31 protein-coding genes are annotated in these 18528 nt (G+C 67.1%); all 31 read left to right on the forward strand.

Annotated features, from left to right (window positions below; translation table 11 throughout):
- Positions 1–31: 31 nt before the first annotated feature.
- The 31 genes from ACH5AO_RS07920 to rpsK all read left to right on the forward strand — a co-directional run bounded on the left by ACH5AO_RS07920 (position 32) and on the right by rpsK (position 18396).
- A complete protein-coding gene (locus ACH5AO_RS07920; RefSeq protein WP_398922971.1) occupies positions 32–2098 on the forward strand; it encodes a hypothetical protein in 2067 nt (688 codons plus the stop codon).
- Positions 2099–2100: 2 nt separating this feature from the next.
- Positions 2101–2634: a hypothetical protein gene (locus ACH5AO_RS07925; protein WP_398922973.1), complete on the forward strand. Its 534-nt coding sequence runs from the start codon at positions 2101–2103 to the stop codon at positions 2632–2634.
- A 64-nt stretch (positions 2635–2698) separates the two neighbouring features.
- On the forward strand, positions 2699–2995 hold the full coding sequence (locus tag ACH5AO_RS07930) for a hypothetical protein (RefSeq protein ID WP_398922975.1): 297 nt from the start codon (positions 2699–2701) through the stop codon (positions 2993–2995).
- A gap of 469 nt (positions 2996–3464) precedes the next feature.
- Complete coding sequence (gene rpsJ, locus ACH5AO_RS07935; RefSeq protein WP_003948644.1) at positions 3465–3773, forward strand: 30S ribosomal protein S10; 309 nt, start codon at positions 3465–3467, stop codon at positions 3771–3773.
- 17 nt (positions 3774–3790) lie between these two features.
- Complete coding sequence (rplC, locus tag ACH5AO_RS07940; RefSeq protein WP_062706771.1) at positions 3791–4435, forward strand: 50S ribosomal protein L3; 645 nt, start codon at positions 3791–3793, stop codon at positions 4433–4435.
- Between the two features lie 8 nt (positions 4436–4443).
- A complete protein-coding gene (rplD, locus tag ACH5AO_RS07945; protein ID WP_398922978.1) occupies positions 4444–5103 on the forward strand; it encodes a 50S ribosomal protein L4 in 660 nt (219 codons plus the stop codon).
- Entirely contained in the window at positions 5103–5522 is a 420-nt protein-coding gene (gene rplW, locus ACH5AO_RS07950; protein ID WP_398922980.1) for a 50S ribosomal protein L23, read from the forward strand. The genes rplD and rplW overlap by 1 nt, the downstream gene beginning before the upstream one ends.
- Before the next feature lie 38 nt (positions 5523–5560).
- A complete protein-coding gene (gene rplB / locus ACH5AO_RS07955; protein ID WP_004927281.1) occupies positions 5561–6397 on the forward strand; it encodes a 50S ribosomal protein L2 in 837 nt (278 codons plus the stop codon).
- Positions 6398–6409: 12 nt separating this feature from the next.
- A complete protein-coding gene (gene rpsS / locus ACH5AO_RS07960; RefSeq protein WP_010036728.1) occupies positions 6410–6691 on the forward strand; it encodes a 30S ribosomal protein S19 in 282 nt (93 codons plus the stop codon).
- 43 nt (positions 6692–6734) lie between these two features.
- Positions 6735–7082, forward strand: a complete 348-nt coding sequence (rplV, locus tag ACH5AO_RS07965) for a 50S ribosomal protein L22 (protein ID WP_030778516.1) — start codon at positions 6735–6737, stop codon at positions 7080–7082.
- Positions 7082–7909, forward strand: a complete 828-nt coding sequence (gene rpsC, locus ACH5AO_RS07970; RefSeq protein WP_055570325.1) for a 30S ribosomal protein S3 — start codon at positions 7082–7084, stop codon at positions 7907–7909. Before rplV ends, rpsC begins: the two co-directional genes overlap by 1 nt.
- Positions 7910–7914: 5 nt before the next feature.
- Positions 7915–8334, forward strand: coding sequence for a 50S ribosomal protein L16 (gene rplP, locus ACH5AO_RS07975; RefSeq protein WP_007443989.1), 420 nt, complete (start codon positions 7915–7917; stop codon positions 8332–8334).
- The gene (rpmC, locus tag ACH5AO_RS07980; RefSeq protein WP_007494763.1) at positions 8334–8558 is read left to right on the forward strand and encodes a 50S ribosomal protein L29; all 225 of its coding nucleotides are present in this window, start codon (positions 8334–8336) and stop codon (positions 8556–8558) included. The genes rplP and rpmC overlap by 1 nt, the downstream gene beginning before the upstream one ends.
- Positions 8555–8842, forward strand: coding sequence for a 30S ribosomal protein S17 (gene rpsQ / locus ACH5AO_RS07985; protein WP_023587024.1), 288 nt, complete (start codon positions 8555–8557; stop codon positions 8840–8842). The genes rpmC and rpsQ overlap by 4 nt, the downstream gene beginning before the upstream one ends.
- A gap of 138 nt (positions 8843–8980) precedes the next feature.
- Positions 8981–9349, forward strand: a complete 369-nt coding sequence (gene rplN, locus ACH5AO_RS07990) for a 50S ribosomal protein L14 (RefSeq protein WP_030831680.1) — start codon at positions 8981–8983, stop codon at positions 9347–9349.
- A 2-nt stretch (positions 9350–9351) separates the two neighbouring features.
- Positions 9352–9675 (forward strand): 50S ribosomal protein L24, encoded by a 324-nt coding sequence (rplX, locus tag ACH5AO_RS07995; protein WP_217128186.1) that lies wholly within the window; start codon positions 9352–9354, stop codon positions 9673–9675.
- The gene (gene rplE, locus ACH5AO_RS08000) at positions 9675–10232 is read left to right on the forward strand and encodes a 50S ribosomal protein L5 (protein WP_006130773.1); all 558 of its coding nucleotides are present in this window, start codon (positions 9675–9677) and stop codon (positions 10230–10232) included. Before rplX ends, rplE begins: the two co-directional genes overlap by 1 nt.
- A 5-nt stretch (positions 10233–10237) precedes the next feature.
- On the forward strand, positions 10238–10423 hold the full coding sequence (locus ACH5AO_RS08005; RefSeq protein ID WP_003948630.1) for a type Z 30S ribosomal protein S14: 186 nt from the start codon (positions 10238–10240) through the stop codon (positions 10421–10423).
- A 212-nt stretch (positions 10424–10635) separates the two neighbouring features.
- Positions 10636–11034: a 30S ribosomal protein S8 gene (gene rpsH / locus ACH5AO_RS08010; protein ID WP_030831671.1), complete on the forward strand. Its 399-nt coding sequence runs from the start codon at positions 10636–10638 to the stop codon at positions 11032–11034.
- A gap of 24 nt (positions 11035–11058) precedes the next feature.
- On the forward strand, positions 11059–11598 hold the full coding sequence (gene rplF / locus ACH5AO_RS08015) for a 50S ribosomal protein L6 (protein ID WP_033272455.1): 540 nt from the start codon (positions 11059–11061) through the stop codon (positions 11596–11598).
- 3 nt (positions 11599–11601) lie between these two features.
- Complete coding sequence (gene rplR, locus ACH5AO_RS08020; protein ID WP_004927235.1) at positions 11602–11985, forward strand: 50S ribosomal protein L18; 384 nt, start codon at positions 11602–11604, stop codon at positions 11983–11985.
- 41 nt (positions 11986–12026) lie between these two features.
- Positions 12027–12632 (forward strand): 30S ribosomal protein S5, encoded by a 606-nt coding sequence (rpsE, locus tag ACH5AO_RS08025; RefSeq protein WP_030860989.1) that lies wholly within the window; start codon positions 12027–12029, stop codon positions 12630–12632.
- A 2-nt stretch (positions 12633–12634) separates the two neighbouring features.
- A complete protein-coding gene (gene rpmD, locus ACH5AO_RS08030; RefSeq protein WP_004984515.1) occupies positions 12635–12817 on the forward strand; it encodes a 50S ribosomal protein L30 in 183 nt (60 codons plus the stop codon).
- Positions 12818–12819: 2 nt separating this feature from the next.
- A complete protein-coding gene (gene rplO / locus ACH5AO_RS08035; protein WP_006140897.1) occupies positions 12820–13275 on the forward strand; it encodes a 50S ribosomal protein L15 in 456 nt (151 codons plus the stop codon).
- 243 nt (positions 13276–13518) lie between these two features.
- Entirely contained in the window at positions 13519–14832 is a 1314-nt protein-coding gene (secY, locus tag ACH5AO_RS08040; protein WP_398922984.1) for a preprotein translocase subunit SecY, read from the forward strand.
- Positions 14832–15485, forward strand: coding sequence for an adenylate kinase (locus ACH5AO_RS08045; protein WP_398922987.1), 654 nt, complete (start codon positions 14832–14834; stop codon positions 15483–15485). Before secY ends, ACH5AO_RS08045 begins: the two co-directional genes overlap by 1 nt.
- A 282-nt stretch (positions 15486–15767) precedes the next feature.
- Positions 15768–16604, forward strand: coding sequence for a type I methionyl aminopeptidase (gene map / locus ACH5AO_RS08050; protein ID WP_398922989.1), 837 nt, complete (start codon positions 15768–15770; stop codon positions 16602–16604).
- Between the two features lie 216 nt (positions 16605–16820).
- Positions 16821–17042, forward strand: a complete 222-nt coding sequence (infA, locus tag ACH5AO_RS08055) for a translation initiation factor IF-1 (RefSeq protein ID WP_003948620.1) — start codon at positions 16821–16823, stop codon at positions 17040–17042.
- A 198-nt stretch (positions 17043–17240) separates the two neighbouring features.
- Complete coding sequence (gene rpmJ, locus ACH5AO_RS08060) at positions 17241–17354, forward strand: 50S ribosomal protein L36 (RefSeq protein ID WP_003998809.1); 114 nt, start codon at positions 17241–17243, stop codon at positions 17352–17354.
- A 192-nt stretch (positions 17355–17546) separates the two neighbouring features.
- A complete protein-coding gene (gene rpsM, locus ACH5AO_RS08065; protein WP_004984507.1) occupies positions 17547–17927 on the forward strand; it encodes a 30S ribosomal protein S13 in 381 nt (126 codons plus the stop codon).
- 64 nt (positions 17928–17991) lie between these two features.
- Positions 17992–18396 (forward strand): 30S ribosomal protein S11, encoded by a 405-nt coding sequence (gene rpsK, locus ACH5AO_RS08070; RefSeq protein ID WP_003956432.1) that lies wholly within the window; start codon positions 17992–17994, stop codon positions 18394–18396.
- The last annotated feature ends 132 nt before the right edge of the window (positions 18397–18528 follow it).

Here is an 18528-nt window from a genome sequence, read left to right on the forward strand (position 1 = left end):
AGCCCTGCCGAGACACCCATGAGGAACCGGGATGCCGACCTACCACGAGATCATGACCACGGACCTCGGCGCACTCACCACGGCCGCCGAACGATGGGACGGGATGGCGGGTGAGTTCGCCAAGCAGGAGAAGGCCTATCGCCGGGACGTGCACGGCATCTCCATGGGCACCGGCTGGGTGGGACTGAGCGCCGACGCGGCCAACAGGCGTTTCGACATCACCCTCGAGCAGTTCCAGTACGCGCAGACGGAGGCCAAGGCGGTGGCCGCACTGCTGCGTGACGCGCACACGCAGTTCGTCGAACTGCGCGGCCGGCTGAAGTCGGCCCGGCAGGATGCCGTCGACGCGGGCATGAAGGTCTCCGAGAGCGGACGCGTGAGCTTCGACGTCGAGCGGCTGCCGGAGGCGTCACGCAGGGCGGTGCACCAGGACCCGGGATACCTGGAGGCCGTCCAGTCGTGGCAGGACCGCATCGACAAGGCGGTGCGGGACGTCACGGACGCGGACACGGGCGTCCGGATCGCCCTGCTGGCCGTCGTGACCGACACCGGTGTCACCGCCGGCGGCAAGGGCTTCAACGGTGAGGCGAAGGGCGACATCGAGAAGTACGAGGGCGAGGCGGCCGAGGAGGCACTGGAGCGGCTCCGCAAGGGCGAGCGCCTGTCCGACGAGGAACTCGCCGAGCTCGAGCGGACGTTCCGCGACAACGGCGACGACCCCGCGTTCTCCCGCACGCTCCTGGACGGGCTGGGCGCCGGGGGCACCATCAGGCTGACGAACGAGCTGAACGACCTCATCCACGCGCGGGGCGGCGACCGTACGGACCACTACGCGAAGATCGAGACCGGCCTGGCCCACGCCCTCGCCTCGGCGACGCGGGACACCAGGTCGTCGTGGTACGAGGGCTGGCGCGAGGACATGCGGGAGGCCGGCGTGGCGCGACACGGCACCGACGCCCAGGGCGCCCGCCTCGACAAGGCGGTCGGCTACCAGTCGCTGGTCACCCTCATGCAGAAGGGCGACGGGTACGCGCCGGACATGCTCGCGGACCTGACCGACGACATGATCGCGGCCGAGAAGAAGAACCCGGACATCTGGCACCTGAAGCACGAGTACAGCGGGGAACGGGACGGCTGGTTCGCCAACGACCCGGTGGACGGCATGCTCGGCGTCATGAGCCGGAACCCCGCCGCCGCGGCGGACTACCTCAGCTCCGACGCACACATGAAGTACCTCATGGAGGAGCGGGACTGGGAGGTCACCCTGCACGAACGGGAGGGGGCCAAGGCGAGCACGTACACACTCGGTGTGGACGGTGACAGCCGCGCGGGCTTCGGCGCCGCCCTGCAGGCCGCGGCGACCGGCATCGACCCGTCGGACGAGAACGCCCGCTACGTCGAACACACCGAGCAGAACAAGACGGTCTTCAGGGCGGCCCTGACGACTCTGGCCGACCAGGGCGACGACTTCCCGCCGCTCCTGCGGGAGCCCATGGCCAACATTCTCGTCAACCACGGGGACACCGTGCACACGGCGATGAGCGAGGTCGCCGTCGCGAAGTCCCCCCTGGACCAGACCGACCTCTTCGAGGTCACCAAGCAGATCTCCAAGGACCAGGACGCCTACGGCAGGCTGAACGGCGGACTGAACCAGGCGATGGTCACGGGCTTCCACGCCGACACCCGGCCCGACGCGACGGAGTCCCTCGTGCGTGCCGGGCGGACAGTGGGTTTTCTGGAGGAGGCACGTACTCAGGCACAAGGAGATCCTGAGGTCGCGGAATTCGCGGCCAAGCCGCTCATCGACGAGGCGATCAGTTATATCCCTGTGGCCAGTGACAAGGTCCAGCAAGGGGTCGATTACGTCACGAACATGTGGCTGGAGGACGAGCAGAAGAGGCTCGATGAGCAGAGGGTCAAGAGCAATATTGATATTGCCGAATCGAGAAACAGACAGCTCATGGCGCTTGTGGACGAATGGACGGCCGCACGGGAAGGTGAATTCGACGAAAACTACGATGCGCAGAACACCATCGACATGGCAGCTGGCCGGGGTGAGGTAAAGGGTAGAGATGTGTCCGGGGTGGAGCCGAAGTGAGAGTGAGCAGCCCGACTGGGCGGACCGCGACCCTTGCCCTGATCCTCACCTGCCTCGTAGTGTCCTGTGGGCGAGGTGACAAGCCCCAGCATCCTGAGAAGATCTGTGGTACCTCGGTCGATTGGGAACTCGCCGAACCGCTTGTTGAGTCCGCGGAAGATCTCCATGAATACAGCCGGGTGGACCGTTCGGAAGCGATCTCCGCGCCGTGTACGCTTTTCTCCGGTGATGACCGAGAGATGGAGTTCAACTTCTACTGGACCTCGGACGCGCCGGGGTTGGCTCAACGGTCGGAATTCGATCCGGTGCTCAAGGATGTCTCCCAGGGGCGCAAAGCGAACATCGGCGAAGAAGCGGTCATCGGCAGAAATGGCGCCATCGTGAGCGCCTCGTGCATCACTGATCGTGGACGATATTTCACGCTCAAGTTGCACTTGCCGCAGGCGAGCATCCTGGACGAAGCCAACCGCGCGAAAGTGGAGAAGTTCATGCGCGCCTACTTCCCCGCCACCGTGAAGACGCTGAACTGCCGCTGAGGCGGCCGGTCGTCGTTGGGCGTGCCGTGTGGGCTGCTGCTTGGCTGAGCGAAAGAGGGGCCCGGTGGACACTCCCCGTCTTGAGGAGGTGCGCCTGCCCTTGCAGGACCTCACCGTGTTGATCGGGCGGAACGGCAGCGGGAAGCCCAGCGCGCTCGACGGGCTGATGGCGTTGTCCCGGCCGGCCCCGGGCGAACCGGTGCGGTCCGGCGAGGCGGTCCTCGATCCGGACGCGGTGATCGCGGTCTCCCCCGAGGCACGCACCCTCCGTGAGGAGCTGACGGCGGTGGAGGGCGCGCCCCACGCGGGCCGCCGATCGCGACGGCGCGGTCTCCTTGCCCGCTCCACGGGCAGCCCCTGAAGGATCCGCGTGTCCCCTGGCGTCGTCCGGCGACGCGTCCCGGAGCGGCGAACCGTGATTCCGGCGCTCCGGCGTTTGATCCCCGCCGTCTCCAGGGTAATCTTTTCCGCTCGATTGGCCAGCCCCGGTCCCCGTGTGGCAAACTGTCGGAGTTGCTCGGTCGAGTGTTGATGCTGCGCGCCTCCCGCCGGGAGGACCGGAAGCGAGTCCCACAGTACTCGTCGTCCCTGATCAGGGACGGACGTACGGGAATCTTCCGGGAAGCGGAGCGCGGTGCCGGCCAGGCGCCCGGTGGGCCTTTCGCCCCCGGTCCGCGGTTCTGGTAGGGCCGTGTCAATCCCGCAGGGATGTTCGAACAAGGGACATTCATGTCAGCGGGAGTGCGACACGCCCGACCGCGTGGGTCGGAGGACGAGACCTGGAGCACCGGGTTCCGGAGCGTAAAGAGAGACAGGACTACGAAGTAGCCATGGCGGGACAGAAGATCCGCATCCGGCTCAAGGCCTACGACCACGAGGTCATCGACTCCTCGGCGAAGAAGATCGTCGAGACGGTGACCCGCACTGGTGCGTCGGTCGCGGGCCCGGTGCCGCTGCCCACTGAGAAGAACGTGTACTGCGTCATCAAGTCGCCGCACAAGTACAAGGACTCGCGCGAGCACTTCGAGATGCGCACGCACAAGCGCCTGATCGACATCCTCGACCCGACCCCCAAGACCGTTGACTCTCTGATGCGACTCGACCTCCCGGCCGGTGTCGACATCGAGATCAAGCTCTGAAGGCCGGTGATCTGAGAATGGCTAAGCAGATCAAGGGCATCCTGGGCGAGAAGCTCGGCATGACGCAGGTGTGGGACGAGAACAACCGTGTTGTTCCGGTCACCGTCGTCAAGGCCGGCCCCAACGTCGTCACCCAGGTCCGCACGAACGACGTCGACGGCTACGAGTCGGTCCAGATCGCCTTCGGCGAGATCGACCCGCGCAAGGTGAACAAGCCCCTCAAGGGCCACTTCGCCAAGGCCGACGTCACCCCCCGTCGCCACCTCGTCGAGATCCGCACCGCGGACGCCTCCGAGTACACGCTGGGCCAGGAAGTCACCGCCGAGGTGTTCGAGGCCGGCGTGAAGGTCGACGTGACCGGCAAGAGCAAGGGCAAGGGCTTCGCCGGTGTCATGAAGCGTCACAACTTCAAGGGCCTCGGCGCCGGACACGGCACCCAGCGCAAGCACCGCTCGCCCGGTTCCATCGGCGGCTGCGCCACCCCGGGTCGCGTGTTCAAAGGCCTGCGCATGGCGGGTCGCATGGGCAACGAGCGGGTCACCACCCAGAACCTGACCGTCCACGCCGTTGACGCGGAGAAGGGTCTGCTGCTCATCAAGGGCGCGGTTCCCGGTCCGAACGGCGGCCTCGTCCTGGTCCGCACCGCGGCCAAGGGGGCCTGAGGTAACCGATGAGCACTGTTGACATCCTTTCGCCCGCGGGCGACAAGGCCGGTACCGTCGAGCTCCCCGCGGAGATCTTCGGCGTTGAGAAGGTCAGCGTCCCGCTGATCCACCAGGTCGTCGTCGCGCAGCTGGCCGCCGCCCGCCAGGGCACCCACAAGACCAAGACCCGCGGCGAAGTCCGTGGCGGTGGCAAGAAGCCCTACCGCCAGAAGGGCACCGGCCGCGCCCGTCAGGGCTCGACCCGCGCGCCGCAGTTCGCCGGTGGTGGCGTCGTGCACGGTCCCGTGCCGCGCGACTACTCCCAGCGCACCCCCAAGAAGATGAAGGCTGCCGCCCTGCGTCACGCCCTCACCGACCGGGCGCGCCACAACCGCATTCACGTCGTCTCCGGCGTGATCGAGGGCGAGACCCCCTCCACGAAGGCCGCCAAGACGCTGTTCGGCAAGATCTCGGAGCGCAAGAACCTGCTCCTGGTCGTCGACCGCGCCGACGAGGCCGCGTGGCTGTCCGCCCGCAACCTGCCCCAGGTCCACATCCTGGAGCCGGGCCAGCTGAACACGTACGACGTTCTCGTCTCGGACGACGTGGTCTTCACCAAGGCCGCTTTCGAGTCCTTCGTCGCCGGCCCGAACAAGGCCAACGACAACGAAGGGAGCGAGGTCTGATGGCTGCCCGTCACCCCTCGATCGCCTCGAAGGCCGCCAAGGCGGCCAAGGCCGCTCGCGTCGCCAAGGCGCGCCGCCACGAGGCCGAAGGCAAGAACACCGTCGTCACCCCGGCGAGCAAGGCGTTCACGGACCCCCGTGACATCCTGCTGAAGCCGGTCGTGTCCGAGAAGAGCTACGCGCTCATCGACGAGAACAAGTACACGTTCATCGTCGCGCCGGGCTCCAACAAGACCCAGATCAAGGAGGCCGTCCAGGCGGTCTTCGAGGTCAAGGTCACCGGGGTCAACACGATCAACCGCGTCGGCAAGCGCAAGCGCACCCGCACCGGCTTCGGCCAGCGCGCGGCGACCAAGCGCGCGATCGTGACCCTCGCTGAGGGCGACCGTATCGACATCTTCGGCGGTCCGACCGCGTAAGCGGTCAGGATCGTTCGATATCGGACGAGGACTGAGAAATGGGTATCCGCAAGTACAAGCCGACGACTCCGGGCCGTCGTGGCTCCAGCGTCGCCGACTTCGTCGAGGTCACGCGGTCCACGCCGGAGAAGTCGCTGGTCCGTCCCCTGCACAGCAAGGGCGGCCGTAACAATTCCGGTCGTGTGACCGTCCGCCACCAGGGTGGTGGCCACAAGCGCGCCTACCGCGTGATCGACTTCCGTCGTCACGACAAGGACGGCGTGCCGGCGAAGGTCGCGCACATCGAGTACGACCCCAACCGCACCGCGCGCATCGCGCTGCTGCACTACGCCGACGGCGAGAAGCGCTACATCCTCGCCCCGCGCAACCTGCAGCAGGGCGACCGCGTCGAGAACGGTCCCGGGGCCGACATCAAGCCGGGCAACAACCTGGCCCTCCGCAACATCCCGGTCGGTACCACGATCCACGCGATCGAGCTCCGTCCCGGTGGCGGCGCCAAGTTCGCCCGCTCCGCCGGTGCCTCCGTGCAGCTGCTCGCGAAGGAGGGCTCGATGGCCCACCTGCGCATGCCGTCCGGAGAGATCCGCCTGGTCGACCAGCGCTGCCGCGCCACGGTCGGCGAGGTCGGCAACGCCGAGCAGTCGAACATCAACTGGGGCAAGGCCGGCCGCAAGCGGTGGCTGGGCGTCCGCCCGACCGTCCGTGGTGTCGTCATGAACCCGGTCGACCACCCGCACGGTGGTGGTGAGGGCCGTACCTCCGGTGGCCGCCACCCCGTGTCCCCGTGGGGCAAGAAGGAAGGCCGTACTCGTTCGCCCAAGAAGGCGTCGAACAAGTACATCGTCCGCCGCCGCAAGACGAACAAGAAGCGCTAAGGACGGGTTGAGATGCCTCGTAGCTTGAAGAAGGGACCCTTCGTCGACGACCACCTGATCAAGAAGGTGGACGCGCAGAACGAAGCCGGTACCAAGAACGTCATCAAGACCTGGTCCCGTCGCTCGATGATCGTCCCGGCGATGCTGGGCCACACGATCGCGGTGCACAACGGCAAGACCCACATCCCGGTGTTTGTCACCGAGTCGATGGTCGGCCACAAGCTCGGCGAGTTCTCGCCGACGCGCACCTTCCGGGGTCACGTCAAGGACGACCGGAAGTCGAAGCGCCGCTAGTCAGCGGGGTGGATTGACCATGACAAACACTGAAGGGACAACCATGGAAGCCAGGGCCCAGGCGCGGTACATCCGCGTCACGCCCATGAAGGCCCGCCGCGTGGTGGACCTCATCCGTGGCATGGACGCCACGGAGGCTCAGGCGGTCCTGCGTTTCGCCCCGCAGGCCGCGAGCGTGCCGGTCGGCAAGGTGCTGGACAGCGCCATCGCCAACGCCGCGCACAACTACGACCACACCGATGTCGACAGCCTCTTCGTCTCCGAGGCCTACGTCGACGAGGGCCCGACCCTGAAGCGGTTCCGTCCGCGCGCCCAGGGCCGTGCCTACCGGATCCGCAAGCGGACCAGCCACATCACCGTGGTCGTCAGCAGCAAGGAAGGAACCCGGTAATGGGCCAGAAGGTAAACCCGCACGGGTTCCGGCTCGGTGTCACGACCGACTTCAAGTCGCGTTGGTACGCCGACAAGCTGTACAAGGACTACGTCAAGGAAGACGTCGCCATCCGTCGGATGATGACGTCCGGCATGGAGCGCGCCGGCATCTCCAAGGTCGAGATCGAGCGCACCCGTGACCGCGTGCGGGTGGACATCCACACCGCTCGTCCGGGCATCGTCATCGGCCGCCGCGGCGCCGAGGCCGACCGCATCCGCGGCGACCTCGAGAAGCTCACCGGCAAGCAGGTCCAGCTGAACATCCTCGAGGTCAAGAACCCCGAGACGGACGCTCAGCTCGTGGCCCAGGCCGTCGCCGAGCAGCTCTCCTCCCGCGTCTCCTTCCGCCGCGCCATGCGCAAGAGCATGCAGTCGGCGATGAAGGCGGGCGCCAAGGGCATCAAGATCCAGTGCGGTGGCCGCCTCGGTGGCGCCGAGATGTCCCGCTCGGAGTTCTACCGCGAGGGCCGCGTGCCCCTGCACACGCTCCGCGCGAACGTGGACTACGGCTTCTTCGAGGCCAAGACGACCTTCGGCCGCATCGGCGTGAAGGTCTGGATCTACAAGGGCGACGTCAAGAACATCGCCGAGGTCCGCGCCGAGAACGCCGCTGCCCGCGCGGGTAACCGCCCGGCCCGCGGCGGCGCCGACCGCCCGGCCCGTGGTGGCCGCGGTGGCGAGCGCGGCGGTCGCGGCCGCAAGCCGCAGCAGGCTCCCGCTGCCGAGGCCCCCAAGGCCGACGCTCCGGCTGCCGCTCCGGCTGAGAGCACCGGAACGGAGGCCTGACCGACATGCTGATCCCCCGTAGGGTCAAGCACCGCAAGCAGCACCACCCGAAGCGCCGTGGCATGGCCAAGGGCGGTACGACGGTCGCGTTCGGCGAGTACGGCATTCAGGCCCTCACGCCGGCGTACGTGACCAACCGCCAGATCGAGGCGGCCCGTATCGCGATGACCCGCCACATCAAGCGTGGTGGCAAGGTCTGGATCAACATCTACCCGGACCGCCCGCTCACGAAGAAGCCGGCCGAGACCCGCATGGGTTCCGGTAAGGGTTCGCCGGAGTGGTGGATCGCGAACGTGCACCCGGGCCGGGTCATGTTCGAGCTGTCCTACCCCAACGAGAAGATCGCCCGTGAGGCGCTGACGCGTGCGGCCCACAAGCTGCCGATGAAGTGCCGGATCGTCAAGCGCGAGGCAGGTGAAGCGTGATGTCGGCCGGTACCAAGGCGTCCGAGCTGCGCGAGCTGGGCAACGAGGAGCTTCTCGCGAAGCTCCGCGAGGCCAAGGAAGAGCTGTTCAACCTCCGCTTCCAGGCGGCGACCGGTCAGCTCGAGAACCACGGTCGGCTGAAGGCCGTCCGTAAGGACATCGCGCGGATCTACACCCTGATGCGCGAGCGCGAGCTGGGCATCGAAACGGTGGAGAACGCATGAGCGAGAACAACGTGACTGAGACGAACACCGAGGCTCGGGGCTTCCGCAAGACCCGCGAGGGCATCGTCGTCAGCGACAAGATGGACAAGACCGTCGTCGTCGCCGTCGAGGACCGCAAGAAGCACGCGCTGTACGGCAAGGTCATCCGCAGCACGAGCAAGCTCAAGGCCCACGACGAGCAGAACGCCGCCGGCGTCGGCGACCGCGTCCTCCTGATGGAGACCCGGCCGCTGTCCGCGACGAAGCACTGGCGCATCGTCGAGATCCTCGAGAAGGCCAAGTAGGCAATTCCCGCAAGGGAATTCCAACGAGTACGTTCCTGCGGGGCATCCCTCGCAGGACAGTTCCGCCAGGCTCCGGGGGCCGTTCTCCCACGTGGATGAACGGCCCCCGGGGAACCGGCAGACAAACAGGAGATAGACGTGATCCAGCAGGAGTCGCGACTGCGTGTCGCCGACAACACGGGTGCGAAGGAAGTCCTCTGCATCCGTGTGCTCGGTGGCTCCGGTCGCCGCTACGCGGGCATCGGTGACGTCATCGTCGCCACCGTCAAGGACGCGATCCCCGGTGGCAACGTGAAGAAGGGTGACGTCGTCAAGGCGGTCATCGTTCGCACCGTCAAGGAGCGCCGCCGTCCGGACGGCTCGTACATCCGCTTCGACGAGAACGCCGCCGTCATTCTGAAGAACGACGGCGACCCTCGCGGCACCCGTATCTTCGGCCCCGTCGGCCGTGAGCTGCGCGAGAAGAAGTTCATGAAGATCATCTCCCTCGCGCCGGAGGTGCTGTGAGCATGAAGATCAAGAAGGGCGACCTGGTCCAGGTCATCACCGGTAAGGACAAGGGCAAGCAGGGCAAGGTCATCGCGGCCTTCCCCCGCGAGGACCGCGTCCTGGTCGAGGGTGTCAACCGGGTCAAGAAGCACACCAAGGCCGGCCCGACCGCCGGCGGCTCGCAGGCCGGCGGCATCGTGACCACCGAGGCCCCGGTCCACGTCTCCAACGTCCAGCTGGTCGTGGAGAAGGACGGCAAGAAGGTCGTCACGCGCGTCGGTTACCGCTTCGACGACGAAGGCAACAAGATCCGCGTTGCCAAGCGGACGGGTGAGGACATCTGATGACGACCACCACCACTCCGCGTCTGAAGACGAAGTACCGCGAGGAGATCGCGGGCAAGCTGCGCGAGCAGTTCTCCTACGAGAACGTCATGCAGGTTCCCGGCCTCGTCAAGATCGTGGTCAACATGGGTGTGGGCGACGCCGCCCGCGACTCCAAGCTGATCGAGGGCGCCATCCGCGACCTCACCACGATCACCGGTCAGAAGCCGGCCGTCACCAAGGCCCGCAAGTCCATCGCGCAGTTCAAGCTGCGTGAGGGCCAGCCGATCGGTGCCCACGTCACGCTCCGTGGCGACCGCATGTGGGAGTTCCTGGACCGCACCCTGTCGCTCGCGCTGCCGCGCATCCGCGACTTCCGCGGCCTGTCCCCCAAGCAGTTCGACGGCCGTGGCAACTACACCTTCGGTCTCACGGAGCAGGTCATGTTCCACGAGATCGACCAGGACAAGATCGACCGTGTCCGGGGTATGGACATCACCGTGGTCACCACGGCGACCAACGACGAAGAGGGCCGCGCCCTTCTCCGTCACCTCGGCTTCCCGTTCAAGGAGGCGTGAGCGAGATGGCGAAGAAGGCTCTCATCGCGAAGGCTGCTCGCAAGCCCAAGTTCGGAGTGCGCGGTTACACCCGCTGCCAGCGCTGCGGTCGTCCGCACTCCGTGTACCGCAAGTTCGGCCTGTGCCGCGTGTGCCTTCGTGAGATGGCTCACCGTGGCGAGCTGCCGGGCGTGACCAAGAGCTCCTGGTAATCCGGGTAATTCCGGACTCCCAGGGCTCTCGGTAAGCACTGGGGACGGCGGGAGGCCCGCTCCGTATGGCTTAGGCTTGCGGGGTTGGGCACCTGCCGTGCCCGTACGACTTACTACGCCGTAGGTCCACCGCGCCGCACCCGTCCCGTCTCGGATCGGGGAGAGGGATGGCGCACCAGGAAACCCCGGCGAGAGAGGCCGAAGGCCAATTCATGACCATGACTGATCCGATCGCAGACATGCTCACGCGTCTGCGGAACGCGAACTCGGCGTACCACGACTCCGTGGCGATGCCGCACTCGAAGATCAAGTCGCACATCGCGGAGATCCTCCAGCAGGAGGGCTTCATCACGGGCTGGAAGACCGAGGACGCCGAGGTCGGCAAGAACCTCGTCCTCGAGCTGAAGTTCGGCCCGAACCGTGAGCGCTCCATCGCGGGCATCAAGCGGATCTCCAAGCCCGGTCTCCGGGTGTACGCGAAGTCCACCAACCTGCCGAAGGTGCTCGGCGGCCTCGGCGTGGCGATCATCTCCACGTCGCACGGGCTCCTCACCGACAAGCAGGCCGGCAAGAAGGGCGTGGGTGGGGAAGTCCTCGCCTACGTCTGGTAGCGGAAGGGAACGGAGGAAACAGCTATGTCGCGCATCGGCAAGCTCCCCATCGCGGTTCCCGCCGGCGTGGACGTCACCATCGACGGCCGTACGGTCTCGGTCAAGGGCCCCAAGGGCACGCTGACCCACACCGTCGTGGCGCCGATCGAGATCGCCAAGGGTGAGGACGGCGTCCTGAACGTCACCCGCCCCAACGACGAGCGTCAGAACAAGGCCCTGCACGGCCTGTCCCGCACGCTGGTGGCGAACATGATCACCGGCGTGACCCAGGGTTACGTGAAGAAGCTCGAGATCAGCGGTGTCGGTTACCGCGTTGTCGCCAAGGGTTCGAACCTGGAGTTCTCCCTCGGCTACAGCCACCCGATCACGGTCGAGGCGCCCGAGGGCATCACCTTCAAGGTCGAGGCCCCGACCCGTTTCTCGGTCGAGGGCATCGACAAGCAGAAGGTCGGCGAGGTTGCGGCCAACATCCGCAAGCTGCGCAAGCCCGACCCGTACAAGGCCAAGGGCGTCAAGTACGAGGGCGAAGTCATCCGCCGCAAGGTCGGAAAGGCGGGTAAGTAAGCCATGGCATACGGGCAGAAGATCCTCAAGGGCGACGCCTACAAGCGTGCTGCTATCAAGCGTCGTCACATCCGGATCCGCAAGAAGGTCGCCGGTACCGCCGAGCGTCCTCGCCTGGTCGTGACCCGCTCCAACCGCCACATCGTGGCGCAGGTGATCGACGACCTGAAGGGCCACACCCTGGCGTCGGCGTCCACCCTGGACGCGTCGGTCCGCGGTGGCGAGGGCGACAAGTCCGCGCAGGCCAAGCAGGTCGGCGCCCTGGTCGCCGAGCGCGCCAAGGCCGCCGGTGTCGAGGCCGTCGTGTTCGACCGTGGTGGCAACCAGTACGCCGGGCGCATCGCCGCCCTGGCGGACGCCGCCCGCGAAGCCGGACTGAAGTTCTGAGCCGGTTCCGTAGCTAGCGGAAACAGAGAGAGGTAATTCCAATGGCTGGACCCCAGCGCCGCGGTGGCGGTGCCGGTGGCGGCGAGCGGCGGGACCGGAAGGGCCGTGACGGCGGCGCAGCTGCCGCCGAGAAGACCGCGTACGTTGAGCGCGTCGTCGCGATCAACCGCGTCGCCAAGGTTGTGAAGGGTGGTCGTCGCTTCAGCTTCACCGCGCTGGTCGTGGTGGGCGACGGTGACGGCACCGTGGGTGTCGGATACGGCAAGGCCAAGGAGGTGCCGGCCGCCATCGCCAAGGGCGTTGAGGAGGCCAAGAAGCACTTCTTCAAGGTCCCCCGCATCCAGGGCACCATCCCGCACCCCATCCAGGGTGAGAAGGCTGCCGGCGTCGTGCTGCTCAAGCCCGCGTCGCCCGGTACCGGTGTGATCGCCGGTGGTCCGGTGCGCGCCGTGCTCGAGTGCGCCGGTATCCACGACGTGCTGTCGAAGTCGCTCGGCTCCGACAACGCGATCAACATCGTGCACGCGACCGTGGCGGCCCTCAAGGGCCTGCAGCGTCCCGAGGAGATCGCGGCCCGCCGTGGTCTGCCCCTCGAGGACGTCGCCCCCGCGGCTCTGCTCCGTGCGCGTGCCGGGGCGGGTGTGTGATCATGGCGCAGCTCAAGATCACGCAGGTCAAGTCCTACATCGGCAGCAAGCAGAACCACCGTGACACCCTGCGTTCGCTCGGCCTGAAGAAGGTCAACGACGTGGTCGTCAAGGAGGACCGCCCCGAGTTCCGCGGCATGGTGCACACCGTCCGCCACCTCGTGACGGTCGAGGAGGTCGACTGATCATGGCGGAGAACAACCCGCTCAAGATCCACAACCTCCGTCCCGCCCCCGGCGCCAAGACCGCCAAGACCCGTGTCGGTCGTGGTGAGGCGTCGAAGGGTAAGACGGCCGGTCGTGGTACGAAGGGCACCAAGGCCCGTTACCAGGTTCCGGAGCGCTTCGAGGGTGGCCAGATGCCGCTCCACATGCGCCTCCCGAAGCTGAAGGGCTTCAAGAACCCGTTCAAGACCGAGTACCAGGTCGTGAACCTCGACAAGCTGGCCGCGCTCTACCCCGAGGGTGGCGAGGTCACCGTCGAGGGCCTCGTGGCCAAGGGTGCCGTGCGCAAGAACAGCCTCGTCAAGGTCCTGGGCCAGGGCGAGGTCTCCGTGGCGCTGCAGGTGACGGTCGACGCCGTCTCCGGTTCCGCCAAGGAGAAGATCACCGCCGCCGGCGGTACCGTCACCGAGCTCGTCTGACCCGTTCAGGTGTCTCGATGACATAGAGCGATCCCGACCGGGGATACCCCACATTTGGGGTATCCCCGGTTGGTCGTTCCTAGGGCGGCATGGTCGCCGGTAAGGTGGCCTGCGCTGCCCACTGACCTCGGGCGCCCCCACGGGGCACTCAGGGCGGCAGTTGACCGTTACGTATTCGTCCTTAGTCGGAATCTCAAGACCGTCACCCTTGACGCAGATGCGCGGGGGGTCGCAGGAGGCACCGTGCTCACCGCGTTCGCCCGGGCGTTCAAGACGCCCGACCTGCGCAAGAAGCTGCTCTTCACGCTCGGCATCATCGTGGTGTACCGCGTCGGTACGCACATCCCCATTCCGGGCGTCGACTACAAGAACGTCCAGACCTGTATCGACGCCGCCGAGGCGAACCAGGGCCTGTTCGGTCTGGTGAACATGTTCAGCGGCGGCGCGCTGCTCCAGATCACGGTCTTCGCGCTGGGCATCATGCCGTACATCACGGCGAGCATCATCCTGCAGCTGCTGACCGTGGTGATCCCGCGTCTGGAAGCCCTCAAGAAGGAGGGCCAGGCCGGTACGGCGAAGATCACGCAGTACACCCGTTACCTGACGGTCGCGCTGGCCATCCTGCAGGGCACCGGCCTGGTGGCCACCGCCCGCAGCGGCGCGCTCTTCCAGGGCTGCCCGGTCGCGAGCGAGATCGTCCCGGACCAGTCGATCTTCGTGACCATCACCATGGTCATCACCATGACCGCCGGTACGGCCGTCGTCATGTGGCTCGGTGAGCTCATCACCGACCGCGGCGTCGGCAACGGCATGTCGATCCTGATGTTCATCTCGATCGCCGCGACCTTCCCCTCCGCCCTGTGGGCCATCAAGGAGCAGGGCAGCCTGGCGGACGGCTGGATCGAGTTCGGCACCGTCATGCTCGTCGGCTTCGTCATGGTCGGTCTGGTCGTCTTCGTCGAGCAGGCCCAGCGCCGGATCCCCGTCCAGTACGCGAAGCGCATGATCGGCCGCCGCTCCTACGGCGGCACGTCGACCTACATCCCGCTGAAGGTGAACCAGGCGGGCGTGATCCCGGTCATCTTCGCCTCGTCGCTGCTGTACATCCCGGCCCTGGTCGCGCAGTTCTCCAGCGGCACCTCCGGGTGGAAGACCTGGATCGAGTCGACCCTGGTCCGCGGTGACCACCCGATCTACGTGACCCTGTACTTCTTGCTCATCGTTTTCTTCGCGTTCTTCTACGTGGCGATCTCCTTCAACCCCGAGGAAGTCGCGGACAACATGAAGAAGTATGGTGGCTTCATCCCGGGCATCCGGGCTGGCCGACCGACCGCTGAGTACCTGAGCTACGTACTCAACCGGATCACCTGGCCGGGTTCGCTGTACTTGGGTCTGATCGCTCTCGTACCGACGATGGCGTTGGTTGGTTTCGGGGCGAACCAGAACTTCCCGTTCGGCGGGACCAGCATCCTGATCATCGTGGGTGTGGGTCTCGAGACGGTGAAGCAGATCGAGAGCCAGCTCCAGCAGCGCAATTACGAAGGGTTCCTCCGCTGATGCGAATCGTCCTCGTCGGGCCGCCGGGTGCCGGTAAGGGTACGCAGGCCACCCGCCTTGCCGAGAAGCTGCGCATCCCGCACATCTCCACGGGCGACCTGTTCCGCGCCAACATCAGCCGGCAGACCGAGCTCGGGAAGCTCGCCAAGTCCTACATGGACGCGGGGAACCTCGTTCCCGACGAGGTCACCATCGCCATGGCCAAGGACCGCATGGAGCAGCCCGACGCCGAGGGCGGTTTCCTGCTGGACGGTTTCCCGCGCAACGTGTCGCAGGCCGAGGCGCTGGACGAGCTGCTGCAGACCGAGGGCATCAAGCTGGACGCGGTCCTCGACCTGGAGGCCCCCGAGGACGAGGTCGTCAAGCGGATCGCCGGGCGGCGGGTCTGCCGCAAGGAGTCCGCGCACGTGTTCCACGTGACGTACAGCCCGCCGAAGCAGGAGGGCGTGTGCGACGTCTGTGGTGGTGAGCTGTACCAGCGGGACGACGACTCCGAGGAGACCGTGCGGACCCGGCTGGAGGTCTACCACACGCAGACCGAGCCGATCATCGGCTACTACCGGGCGCAGGGGCTGGTCGTCACCATCTCGGCGATGGGGCCCGTCGACGAGGTCACGGAGCGCGCGCTGGAGGCGCTGAAGAGCGGTAAGTAGGCCGTACGTCGGTTGCAGCCGCGGTTCCTTCGCACGGGGGCCGCGGCTGCGGCTTGACCGGGGGTGGGTCGCGCGGCCCGGCGGTTGCGGGACGCCTCCCCCAGAGGGGGTGCTTCGCCCACCCGTGCCGCCCCGGGGAGGCGCCTCCCGGGCCCTTTGAGGCACCAGGGGCCACGACCGCCCGCGGTGGTGGCGTGCGGCTGCTCGTGGTGGTGGGGCCGGGGCCCCGTATCGTTGGAGGCGTTCGTGCTTCCCTGCTGGTTCAGAAAGGCCGTCGTCCCCATGGTGCAGATCAAGAGCCCTGAGCAGATCGCCAAGATGCGTGAGGCGGGGCTGGTCGTCGCCGCCATCCACGCGGCCACCCGTGAGGCCGCCGTGCCCGGGGCCACGACCAAGGATCTGGACCAGGTCGCCCGCAAGGTGCTCGCGGAGCACGGCGCCAAGCCGAACTTCCTCGGCTACGGCGGCTTCCCCGCGACGATCTGCACCTCGGTGAACGAGGTCGTCGTCCACGGCATCCCCTCCGACGAGGTCGTCCTCAAGGACGGCGACATCATCTCCATCGACTGCGGCGCGATCGTCGACGGCTGGCACGGCGACGCCGCCTACACCGCGTTCGTCGGGTCCGGCCACTCCCCGGCGCTGGTGGAGCTCTCCCGGGTGACCGAGGAGTCGATGTGGGCCGGCATCGCGGCCATGAAGCAGGGCAACCGGCTCGTCGACATCTCCCGCGCCGTCGAGACGTACATCCGCCGCCAGCCCCGGCCGGGCGGCGGCAAGTACGGGATCATCGAGGACTACGGCGGCCACGGCATCGGCACCGAGATGCACATGGACCCCCACCTGCTGAACTACGTCGACCGCAAGCGGGGCAAGGGCCCCAAGCTGGTCCCGGGCTTCTGCCTCGCCATCGAGCCGATGGTCTCCCTGGGCACCCCGAGGACGAAGGTCCTCTCCGACGACTGGACGGTCATCACCACCGACGGCACCTGGTCCTCCCACTGGGAGCACTCGGTCGCCCTCACCGAGCAGGGACCGCTGGTCCTGACGGCCCCCGACGGGGGTAAGGCCAAGCTCGCGGAGATGGGCGTCACGGCGGCTCCGGACCCGCTCGGCTGACGACGGGCCCCCGGGCGGACCCGCCGGCCGGAGGGCGGCGTCGAGGGCGGGCCCCGCCCGGTTAAGGATCTCCGGGACGGGGCAGGATTCCCGATTCGTGTTTCCGGGTGCGCTGACGTAGACTGACTCGTCGGCTCTTGTGTACCCGCATGTCCGCGTGTAAGACACGCGGTGCACGCCAGAGTCGATCAAGGTAGTCGATTCGAAGGGCGAAGCGTGGCCAAGAAGCAAGGTGCCATCGAGATCGAGGGCACTGTCGTCGAGTCTCTTCCGAACGCCATGTTCAAGGTCGAGCTCCAGAACGGCCACCAGGTCCTGGCACACATCAGCGGCAAGATGCGCATGCACTACATCCGCATCCTCCCTGACGACCGGGTCGTGGTGGAGCTGTCTCCGTACGACCTGACGCGTGGCCGGATCGTCTACCGGTACAAGTGAGCTCGGGCGGGTCCCGTACCCGCCCCGGCGGCCGGGAGGGTCGTCGTGGGACAGGCTCGGCCTGTCAAACTCCCCGGAGCGATCCAGGGGAGAGTCTTCCCGCCTCGTCGGGAAGAGAACTCCAACGGTACAAGTAGATCTTTCCCTTGCCCCGGCTCCGTATGGCGCAGGGGCACTGAGCCCGGAGAACTTCACTCAATGAAGGTCAAGCCGAGCGTCAAGAAGATCTGCGACAAGTGCAGGGTGATCCGCCGTCACGGCCGGGTCATGGTCATCTGCGAGAACCCGCGCCACAAGCAGCGCCAGGGCTGACCGCAGCACGATCGACCCTCTGCGACTTCCGCAGAAATTCGCGCGACGCGAGCAATACATGTTCATACGCAGGTCCCGAGCCGCACGGCTCGACACCCCCGGCTCGGAGGCCGGGGACCCGGTCCGTACCTGGTACGGCGGGCTGGGATCCGGTCCTGTGGAAGACCTCCGACAATCAACTGGAGCCATTGAATGGCACGCGTTTCCGGTGTTGACATCCCGCGCGAAAAGCGCGTGGAGATCGCCCTCACCTACGTGTTCGGCATCGGCCGGACCCTTTCGCAGCAGACGCTGGCCGCCACCGGCGTCGACCCGAACACCCGCGTCCGCGACCTCTCCGAGGAGCAGCTCGTCGCGATCCGCGAGTACGTCGACAACAACATCAAGACCGAGGGTGACCTCCGTCGCGAGATCCAGGCCGACATCCGCCGCAAGGTCGAGATCGGCACCTACCAGGGTCTGCGTCACCGTCGCGGCCTGCCCGTCCGCGGTCAGCGCACCAGCACCAACGCGCGTACCCGCAAGGGCCCGCGTCGCGCCATCGCCGGCAAGAAGAAGCCGGGCAAGAAGTAGTCCGCAGCGGACCTCTGTCCACGGTCTTCGCTGTAGGACCGACCACCTCCCGTAGGAGAACGACATGCCCCCCAAGGGTCGTCAGGGCGCTGCCAAGAAGGTGCGCCGCAAGGAAAAGAAGAACGTCGCTCACGGCCACGCGCACATCAAGAGCACGTTCAACAACACGATCGTCTCGATCACGGACCCGTCCGGCAACGTGATCTCCTGGGCCTCCGCCGGCCACGTCGGCTTCAAGGGCTCCCGGAAGTCCACGCCGTTCGCCGCGCAGATGGCCGCCGAGTCGGCCGCCCGCCGCGCCCAGGAGCACGGCATGCGCAAGGTCGACGTGTTCGTCAAGGGCCCGGGCTCCGGTCGTGAGACCGCGATCCGCTCCCTGCAGGCCACGGGCCTCGAGGTCGGCTCCATCCAGGACGTCACCCCGACCCCGCACAACGGCTGCCGCCCGCCGAAGCGCCGCCGCGTCTGAGGCACCGGCCGGTTCCGGTCGGCCCCCTGCTGGGGGTGCGGGGGTCGTCCCCCGCAGTGTCGCAGTACGGCTGCCGCCCGCCGAAGCGCCGCCGCGTCTGAGGCACCGGCTTCCTGTGGTTCCGGGCGGTAC

Source organism: Streptomyces sp. NPDC018964 (assembly GCF_044390325.1).
GTDB lineage: Bacteria > Actinomycetota > Actinomycetes > Streptomycetales > Streptomycetaceae > Streptomyces.